The following is a 9996-nucleotide window of genomic DNA, read 5'->3' on the forward strand; positions in this document are numbered from 1 at the left end:
ACTGGCTACTTTTATGCCGGGTGATGTCATCAATCTGACAGGTTCTAATAGTATCTTTGTGACTGATGATGTCGATACCACACTGACCGAACGATTGGCCGAGAAAGATATATCCACCACCATACCGCTGTGGGGCAAAGGAGAGCTTGGTTCACGACTCGAAGCTGAACAATTTGAACAGGCGTTATTCGAACCATTTACTGAGGTCTCCGCCTTTCTGGCCGGGGAAGGATTAAAAATGGAGCGCCGCGCTGCAATTATTTGGCCCCGACAGCTTGAATGCGAAGCCCAAGGTGATACATTAACCGTACGGTTTTTCCTGCCCCCGGGATGCTTTGCGACATCGATTCTGCGCGAGTGTGCATTGATAACGGAATTAGGCAGTTAAAGCGGCTACACCGCTGCTTAGCCTTTCAATTAACCAGAGCGACTATGAAAATTCTATTGAGTAACGACGACAGTGTGTTTGCAAAAGGCATTGCCGTTATGCACGGTGCATTGCAAGCATCTCACGATGTCACTGTCATCGCCCCGGATCGAAATTGCAGCGGCGCCAGTAATGCGTTGTCACTGCATCAACCACTGAGAATTCAGCAAATGGACAGCGGGTTTTATGCTGTCAACGGCACGCCATCTGATTGCGTTCACCTTGGATTAAACTGTTTTCTGGAAGAAGATCCCGAATTAGTGGTGTCCGGTATCAATCACGGCGCCAATTTAGGTGACGATGTCATTTATTCTGGAACGGTGGCCGCCGCAACAGAAGGTCGCTACATGGGGCTGCCGGCTATTGCTGTTTCATTGTGTAGCCACGAAGGCAAACATTTCGAAACCGCCGCACGGGTAGTAACGGAGATAATCACAAAACTTCAAAGCCACCCTTTGGCTGCCAACCAGATCCTGAACGTCAACGTTCCGGATATTCCCTACTCAGAACTGGCAGGGGTTAAAATTACCCGTCAGGGCAGACGCCACCGTGCAGAAGGCATGGTAAAAGCCAAGGACCCATTCGGCCGCGAAATTTACTGGTATGGCCCCGCTGGCGCGGAACAAGACGCTGGTCCAGGCACTGATTTTCACGCTGTTGCTAACGGCTTTTGCTCGGTGACGCCGTTAAGTGTGGATATGACAGCCAGAGACAGTATTGAAGACATGGAGAAGTGGCTGGCAATGTAATTAAGCATGTGCCAGTGCAGCAACACTCAACAAAGACAACAACCAAATGAGAACAACAAGAAAAGGCGAAGTACTAGCACAACTACTGTGTGATGAAGGGGTTAGCAATCAGCGCGTGCTAAATGCCGTGGCCAGTGTTCCCCGGGAAATTTTCATCCCGGACGCATTAAAACACAAAGCCTATCAAAACACGGCATTGCCCATTGGTCAGGGACAGACGATTTCTCAACCTTACATCGTCGCTAAAATGAGTGAGTTGCTGCTGGCAGCATCTTCACCTGCTAAAAATGTGCTGGAAATTGGCACTGGCTCTGGCTACCAAACGGCAATACTGGCGCTGTTATTCCCACAGGTATTTTCCGTCGAACGCATAAAAGCGTTACAGTTTCAGGCTAAGCGCCGAATGAATCAGCTGGATTTGCACAATGTAAAAATGAAACACGGTGATGGCTGGCAAGGCTGGGAGAGCAAAGGGCCTTATGACCGAATCATTGTTACTGCTGCAGCCACCAGTGTGCCTGAAGCCCTGACAAACCAGCTAAACGAAGGGGGTCGACTGGTTATTCCGGTAGGTGACGATCACCAACAGTTACTGTGTATCGATAAAATCGATGGGCAACTTGAAGAACAAACCATAGAAGCGGTACGTTTTGTACCCTTAGTAGCAGGAGCGCTACTTTGAAGCTATTTCAACCGTGTTACGATCTGGCTCTGCGTTGGGCCAAGCACCCGTGGGCGAGCCGCTATCTGGCAGGTCTGAGTTTCGCCGAATCGGTGATATTTCCGGTTCCCCCGGATGTGATGCTCGCCCCTATGTCGCTATCGCGACCAGACAAAGCCTGGCATTTCGCCATGCTTACCACGCTTGCGTCCATTCTTGGCGGAATAGCAGGGTATTTTCTGGGGTATTTAGCCTTTGAAAACTGGCTACAGCCCTTTATTGAGTCTGCAGGTTATACACACAAGTTGGAAACGGCAATGGGCTGGTTCGAACAATACGGTGTCTGGGTAGTATTTATTGCCGGCTTTTCTCCGATCCCCTATAAAATATTTACCATTAGCGCTGGTTTTTTGCAGATGGCATTTTTACCTTTTCTCATTGCATCAGCAGTAGGCAGAGGTGCGCGTTTCTACCTGGTAGCAGGCCTGATGCGTTGGGGTGGCGCCAGAATGGAACAGGAACTACGTAAATATGTTGAGGTCATAGGATGGGCAGTCATCATGTTAGCCATTGTCGCTTATTTACTATTGCGTTGAGGTCTTTTTCGCGCGCCGTCGTCTCTATTTTAACGCTAAGTCTTTTTCTAGCGGGCTGTAGTAATCCTTCAAGACCTGCCCCATTGGTTGTATTAAACAGCCAGCACGAGCTGCCTGACACCCCACAACAAACGTCTTACACCGTGCAGTCTGGCGATACCTTATTTGCCATTGCGTGGTACACAGGAAATGACTATCGGGACATCGCCAAATGGAATAAATTAACGCCGCCTTACGTCATTTACCCAGGTCAATCACTCCATTTACAGGCTACTCTAAACGATCTTAACCCTTTGTCTAACGTCAAAAAATCGACTGGTACGACCAGAGAAAAAAACACAAAAATGTCTATTGACCCTAAAGAGAGCCAGGCGTATTGTGATTGTGAACCAAATGTTAACAAGCCTGTAACACAAGCTAAAAAGCAAACAAATAACAAGCTGGTTAACACGTTTCCCAAACGCGTTGAGCATTGGCAATGGCCAGCCAACGGGAAGTTTGAACAAACGCAAAATGGCGCAGAAGCAGGTGTAAACGGTATAGATATATTCGCACCTAAAGGTAGTGACGTTGTAGCCGCTGCGGCAGGAAAAGTCGTTTACTCAGGCAACGCACTTCGCGGTTACGGAAATCTAATAATAATAAAACACACCGAATCGTTTTTAAGTGCCTATGCACACAACGAGTCTATCGTTGTCAGCGAACGGGATTGGGTAAAGGCCGGTGATGTCATTGGCAAGGTAGGAAGCTCCGGCACTACCACGAACAAATTACATTTTGAGATCAGGTATAGAGGAAAGTCGTTGGACCCTCTGAAGTATCTGCCAAAGCAACCATAATAATAACAATAAATAATAATAATACTGAGGAACCAGGAGAACGTCGAAAGGTAACATAACGCAGGAGATACAGTTGTGGGTCAACAAAATAACGCTGTCATCGAAGCTACACCCCGAGACGAACTTGAAAACATTGATATGGCTGAACAGGCCAAGAATGAGTTCACTGAAGAAAACGACGATAACCAAGCAGATACTTGGTTAAACCAAGAGGAAGTTGCAAAAAACTTAGACGCAACTCAGCTTTACCTAAGCGAGATTGGCTATTCGCCATTGCTGACTGCAGAGGAAGAAGTTCACTTTGCCCGACGCGCGCTGAAAGGTTGTGAAGCGTCCCGTAAACGAATGATTGTAAGTAACCTTCGGTTGGTAGTTAAAATTGCCCGCCGTTACAACAATCGCGGCCTTGCACTGCTCGACCTGATTGAAGAAGGTAACTTAGGACTTATCCGGGCGGTCGAAAAGTTTGATCCAGAACGCGGATTCAGATTTTCAACCTATGCCACCTGGTGGATTCGTCAGACAATCGAACGCGCGATCATGAATCAAACGCGCACGATACGGCTACCTATTCACGTAGTGAAAGAGCTAAATGTTTATTTGCGCGCCGCCCGTGAACTAGCACAACAGTTAGACCACGAGCCTACCGCCGAAGACATTGCGGTTTATCTAGATAAGCCCATTGATGAAGTCAGTAAAATGCTGCGTCTGAACGAACGAATCAGTTCAGTAGACACGCCAATTGGCGGTGAAAATGACAAGGCATTGTTAGACATACTGGCTGACGACAACGAGACAAGTCCGGAAGAGCAGCTCCAGGATAACAATATAAAAAATAGTATTGTTGGCTGGTTGCAGGAGCTCAGTGCCAAACAGCGGGAAGTGCTTGCACGTCGCTTCGGCTTGATGGGGTATGAACCTTCAACCCTTGAAGACGTTGGCGCAGAAATCGGACTGACTCGAGAACGCGTAAGACAAATTCAGGTAGAAGGCCTGCGTCGATTACGCGACATGTTAGGTCATCAAGGCCTTGATTTGGAAAGCTTGTTCAACAAGTTTAACTAATCACTGCCTCTGCTCTTAGCTTTGAAGCGCGGGTTCTGCCCGCGCCTTATTCCGGCACTCAGCCACACTTCATATTCCCTAAGAGTACGAGAAATTTCGCCGCGTCATCTGTCATGAAGCCCAGGCAATTTTAGCTTTGGTCGATGTTTTTGCAGGAAAGCACGCAATATTTCGATTTTGTATTACAGTTAATGTAACTAACTTGTTTTGACTGGTTTTATGAGCTCACTGAAATATGTATTGGTGGCATCTGCCCTCTTGGTATTAAGCGCTATTTACATCGCTAGCGCATTAATAGAGCAAGATAAACAACTCAACTTTATTACTCCGGTAAAACAGTTTTTATTGTTAACCCAGGAAGAGTTATCGACACTGTCCTACCCTGTTCAGTCGATTGAGAGCTTTTACGCCGCCTCCAATAAAGTGTCGAAAGAGGAATTTTCGGACTATACCACGGTATTATTCGAACACTACAAAGCCTTAACGGGTGTCGCTTACTTCGACAATGAAATATTTAACGGGGGAGCCAAAGAAGCCCAATTTTGGGAGGCCGCGGGAATTTCCAATGCAACGGCTGAACAAGCCATTTATGATGCAACGCAGCTTCAAATGCTAAGTAACCTCGAAGTCGGTAAGACAGCGACAACGCCCATATTCAAAGAAATTGACCGCAACTTAATTGGCGTGTTTTATCGCATGCACGGTAGTGAAGGCATCTTGCTACTGCTATTCGACTTTGAAAAGGCATTCAGGCTGGTGCTTGATAACGAAATAGCAGAAGACTTTGTTCTGCACGAGACTATTGACGACAAGCGCGTACTCATTTACGACCATATCATAAATAAAAACGTGTCTTTAGACAGCTATACCAGCACACTGAATTTCTTTGACCGAAACTGGGAAATCACGGTACGTCGTCAATTCAGCCCGGGACAATACTGGTATCTTATAATTCCGCTGCTATCAGCAGTGATCGCGTTTTTTATTTTTTCAATGCACAAATATTCTTTGCGTCTTTCCCGCATGCACAATGAAAAGTCTGAAGCCATTGAACAACTCAAGTTCGCGCAGGAAAAGATCATTGAGTCTGAAAAAATCAACGCAATGGGTGGCTTGGTAGCGGGTATATCCCACGAGGTTAACACACCTTTGGGGATCAGCATTACCAGCAGCTCCCACATGAAAGAGCTATTGGCTGAACTTGATATGGATTTCAAAAACGGCGTATTGGATTCAGACAAGTTCGAGGACTTTCTGTCTACGGCGAAAGACATCACCGACCTGTCAATTAAGAATATGCAACGGGCGTCCAAGCTCGTCGCCAGCTTCAAGCGAGTAGCTGTTCTGAACTCAGATGACGCCAGCCAACTTGAGGAGGTCGACGTAACTACGCTGATCAATGACTATGTTGCGGCTTACCGAATCAATTCAGACAACAGTAAAATACAGTTTGAAACGCAGTTGCCGTCGTCTGCCCGTATAAAAACATACCCCACCGTTATTACCCAAATCTTGTCGTACCTCACCTCCAATACCTTGATTCACGCAATGAAACCAGGGCAACAACAATGTGAAATTACCATCACACTGACACCTTCTGGTGATGCCTACGAATTTATGTTTTGCGACAACGGTATCGGCGTTAATGAACAGGATTTGAAGAAAGTGTTTGAGCCCTTCTTTACAACGAAGCGAGGTGCCGGCAACGCAGGGCTTGGCCTGAGCGTGGTCTATAATTTAGTAAAAAGTAAACTCGAGAGTGATGTGCATTACGACAGCGTGCCTGATGAAGGCTTTTGCATTTCATTTCTTTTGCACGATTTAAACTAACAATAAAGGTCTGTAACCCATGAATCCGTTATTTGCAAAACAGGCTAACACAACGCAAAACACCGAAGAACAACAAGTTGAACAACCTGAATACACTGTACTCATTATAGATGACGAGGCTGAAGTTCACAGGGTAACCGAATTAACACTGAAGCGTTTTCGTTTCGAAGGCAAAAAAATTCAATATTTGCATGCCTATTCAGCTGCAGAAGCAAAGGAAGTCTTCCAACAACATCCGGACATTGCACTAGCGCTGGTCGATGTAGTGATGGAAAACGACCATGCAGGTTTAGACCTAGTGCACTGGGTCCGCAAAGAACTGAATAATAATCTCTGTAGACTGGTTCTCCGTACAGGCCAGCCTGGACAAGCACCAGAACATGAAGTCATTGAGAAATACGACATCAATGATTACAAGGAAAAGACCGAACTTACCAGCCAAAAGCTCAAAACACTCATGTACAGCGGTCTGCGCTCATACCGGGATATCAGTACCATCGAGTCACACCGCAAAGGTCTGCGGCAGGTCATCGAAAGCACAGGAAATATGTTGCGTTCAAACTCACTAAATGCGTTCGCAACAGCAGTGCTTAAAGAAATCATGAACATCCTGCAAATCGACTCAAGTGCCATCTACTGGTCGACAGGTTCCAGCTCTGATGCGATCCGAAGTAACGGGCGTATACTGGCGTCTACCGGGCAGTTAAGTACGGATCCGGAAATCGCAGCGCTGTCTGATTTACCGGAGAGTGTTCAGGCTAAATTTTTAAAAGCCTTAACGCTGAAGCGCTCATTTCATTCGGAAGACGGCTTCATTTTTTATCTGCAAACAGATAAGGGCAATGAAAACCTCCTGTACATTGATACCCAGGGAGATTTAACCCAAGGTCAGCAGGAGTTTCTGGAAATATATTGCATCAACGTGGCACTGGCATACGACAACCTGTTAATGAGCGAAGAGGTCATTGAAACGCAGCGTGAATTAGTTTACCTACTGGGCGACGCTGTTGAGATGCGCAGTAAAGAGACAGGTGCACATGTTAAGCGCGTTTCGCTGATAAGCTATAAGCTCGCAGAACTCTACGGATTAAGTGAACACGATGCATTAATGATCAAACGCGGAGCTCCCCTTCATGATTTGGGCAAAGTAGCTATCCCTGATGGTATTCTGCATAAGCCTGGAAAGCTCGAGCCTGAAGAGTGGGACCAGATGAAGACACATGCGCAAATTGGCTATGAAATTCTTCGCAACTCCAAAAAGCCAATATTACAAATGGCAGCCGAAATATGCCGCACTCACCATGAACGCTGGGATGGGGCCGGTTACCCCAACGGTACCGCAGGAGAAGATATTCCCATTGCTGGGCGTATTACCGCTTTGGCTGACGTTTTTGATGCGCTGGGTTCAAGGCGCTGTTACAAGGAACCCTGGAGCACAGACAAAATTAAAGCCATCCTTGAAGAGGAACGAGGGAAGCACTTTGAGCCCAAGTTAGTGGACTTATTGCTTAACAACTTCGACGACTTCTGGAAAATCAGAGAGGCATTCCCAGACGCAGGAGAAGAATAATGGATGTTCAATCGCGTATTGTAGAACTGGCTCTGAGCGCAGAAGTAAAAATGGGCGACACCGACTTTTGCGCTCGGGAAATTGCCTCTATTATTAGTGATGCGACGAAGACCAACGCATTTAGTATTTGGCTGGGCCGTATGGACGCTTCCGTGCATCCTGTTTACCGATGTACGGATGAAAGCTGTTATTTGGATACCTTACTTCCATTGTCGCTTGCCCCCTCGTTTACCAAATTAATCACCGAACAATCAGTCTCCGGATTTTCCAGCCCTAATCAGGTGCCTGACAGCGAGGTGCTTGAGAAGCATCTACTGTTCAAAACAAAATCCGGCTGTACGTTGGTATCTGATCACAATGAAGACATACTTTGTATGTTTATATGTGAACCAGGCCTGCCCGCCGATTTTGATCCCTTGCCATTACAAAAATTAGCCAGGGTGTTCTTGCATTGCGCCATTGCAAAGCAAAACCAGGATTACATCAAATTACTCCGGGAAATGAAGCAGCAAGTTGTCAAAAACGAACAACTGGCGATGTTGGGTGGCATTGTTGCATCAGTGACTCATGAAATAAACACACCGTTAGGGGTTGCCGTAACTGGCCTGTCCCACCTTACTGACGAAGTTAGTGCGCTGAATGAACAATTTAGCAGTGGAACATTGACTGAAACCTCGTTTAAAGACTTTATGGCCAGTTGTGCTGAAGTCTGCACCTTGCTTGAGTTCAACATAAAAAGAGCGGTGGAACTGGTAAACAGCTTCAAGAAAACGGCTGTCGATCAAGGCGCTCAGGACACCATTAAATTTAATATCACTGAGCGAATAAAAGGTCTGGCTACCAGCCTGGGCCCTGAGCTAAAACGCCATGGCGTTCAGCTGGATATTAACCTGCCTCAATCGGCGACGACGGAGAGTGTACCGGGCGCTTTGTCGCAAATTATGACAAACTTATTTTTCAACTCGGTTAAACACGCGTTCAAAGACATTGAAGCACCTGCGATTACTATCACAAGTGAATACGACGAGCAGCGGCAAGTCCTCAAGGTCATTTATAGCGACAATGGTGTAGGTATACCCAAAGCGCACCAACCACTGATATTCCAACAATTTTTTACCACGCGTAGAGGAGAGGATGGAAGTGGTTTGGGTATGTCCATAGCGAAAGAACTAGCGCAGCAAAAATTAGCGGGTGACTTGTATTACGATACCAACACCACTAGCGGTGCCCAATTCATTCTGGAGTTGCCGGTATCTGACTACAGTGCCTAAAAAGAAGCTCTGAGAGAGAAAAGACGGTGCATTCTATGCACCGTCTTTTTTTGTCATATATCCGTAGGTTTGTTTAGATCGTTGATCAAGTTGAGCAGCTTAGCGTCAGCATCACTTTGCGCTGAATCTGACGCGGAATCAGTACCAAGTAATGGACTGCCAGAGCCACCACTCGACAACGACACCGTTCCAGATTGAGACACTGTCGCTATATTCCCTGCCTCATCCGCGATATACACAGATACAGAAACAGGTCCAACGCCCAGCGACGCTATCGGCCCGGTTGACCAACTTCCATCAGCCAGTACCGTAGTCGACAGAGATACTGTTTGGTTAATTCCTCCAATGTCTGCGGTCACGTCGACATTTATGGTTCGCCCTACCATGTCAGTATCAGTGGTACCAGAGACTATGGGCGACAGTAACGTCGGCAACGCAGTTAAGGCGAGTGATGGCGCAGTTATATCAATCAACCCAATGATGCTATCGCTGGACACGTTACCAGCATCATCAGACACAGAAGCGCTGACATTTAACACCCCTTCTGCTACGTCAAGCGGTATATCAATGCTAAAGTTTCCATCACTACCAACAGTGGTATCAAAGGTCTGAATTGAACCATCATCATCGGTTGTTGTAATTGACACGGTTGCGCCAATTTCATCGCTTGTGCCTGAAATAGTTGGGGTTGTGTCATTAATACTACCCAGACTATCCAGATTAAATAGCGGTACAGTCAGATCGATTAGGCCGCTTGTTCCTGCTGTGGCCAGGTTACCCGCATCATCCAGTACCGTAGCGTTTACCGTTAACAGCCCTTCTGGCAATGCGCTGGGCATGGTCACGCTGAAGGTACCATCGGATTGCACGGTGGCACTGACTGTGTGGGTCGTGCCGTCACCGTCGACGACGCTGATATTCACGGTCGCGCCGATTTCATCACAGGTTCCGCTGATCACCGGCGTATCATTGTTGATATTACCGATAC

10 protein-coding genes are annotated in these 9996 nt (G+C 46.8%); 9 read left to right on the top strand and 1 reads right to left on the bottom strand.

What is annotated here, in order from left to right:
* The 9 genes from truD to AC4MRN_RS16595 form a co-directional block, all read left to right on the top strand.
* Positions 1-388 (top strand): tRNA pseudouridine(13) synthase TruD (truD, locus tag AC4MRN_RS16555; protein WP_491203898.1); only part of this gene is annotated, 388 nt, incomplete at its 5' end.
* Between the two features lie 44 nt (positions 389-432).
* On the top strand, positions 433-1176 hold the full coding sequence (gene surE / locus AC4MRN_RS16560) for a 5'/3'-nucleotidase SurE (protein WP_155013681.1): 744 nt from the start codon (positions 433-435) through the stop codon (positions 1174-1176).
* 46 nt (positions 1177-1222) lie between these two features.
* A complete protein-coding gene (locus AC4MRN_RS16565; RefSeq protein WP_073325263.1) occupies positions 1223-1858 on the top strand; it encodes a protein-L-isoaspartate(D-aspartate) O-methyltransferase in 636 nt (211 codons plus the stop codon).
* Positions 1855-2433: a YqaA family protein gene (locus tag AC4MRN_RS16570; RefSeq protein ID WP_073325262.1), complete on the top strand. Its 579-nt coding sequence runs from the start codon at positions 1855-1857 to the stop codon at positions 2431-2433. The genes AC4MRN_RS16565 and AC4MRN_RS16570 overlap by 4 nt, the downstream gene beginning before the upstream one ends.
* An 83-nt stretch (positions 2434-2516) precedes the next feature.
* The gene (locus AC4MRN_RS16575) at positions 2517-3272 is read left to right on the top strand and encodes a peptidoglycan DD-metalloendopeptidase family protein (RefSeq protein WP_245819313.1); all 756 of its coding nucleotides are present in this window, start codon (positions 2517-2519) and stop codon (positions 3270-3272) included.
* A 75-nt stretch (positions 3273-3347) separates the two neighbouring features.
* On the top strand, positions 3348-4337 hold the full coding sequence (rpoS, locus tag AC4MRN_RS16580) for an RNA polymerase sigma factor RpoS (protein WP_073325261.1): 990 nt from the start codon (positions 3348-3350) through the stop codon (positions 4335-4337).
* 219 nt (positions 4338-4556) lie between these two features.
* On the top strand, positions 4557-6167 hold the full coding sequence (locus tag AC4MRN_RS16585; protein WP_155013679.1) for a sensor histidine kinase: 1611 nt from the start codon (positions 4557-4559) through the stop codon (positions 6165-6167).
* A gap of 19 nt (positions 6168-6186) precedes the next feature.
* A complete protein-coding gene (locus AC4MRN_RS16590; RefSeq protein ID WP_491203899.1) occupies positions 6187-7737 on the top strand; it encodes a DUF3369 domain-containing protein in 1551 nt (516 codons plus the stop codon).
* Entirely contained in the window at positions 7737-9008 is a 1272-nt protein-coding gene (locus AC4MRN_RS16595; protein ID WP_073325258.1) for a sensor histidine kinase, read from the top strand. The genes AC4MRN_RS16590 and AC4MRN_RS16595 overlap by 1 nt, the downstream gene beginning before the upstream one ends.
* A gap of 53 nt (positions 9009-9061) precedes the next feature.
* Here the strand turns inward: AC4MRN_RS16595 and AC4MRN_RS16600 are convergent.
* Positions 9062-9996: Ig-like domain-containing protein (locus AC4MRN_RS16600; RefSeq protein ID WP_491203900.1), on the bottom strand; the 935-nt coding region annotated here is incomplete at its 5' end.

The sequence above is a fragment of the Marisediminitalea sp. genome (assembly GCF_984433645.1).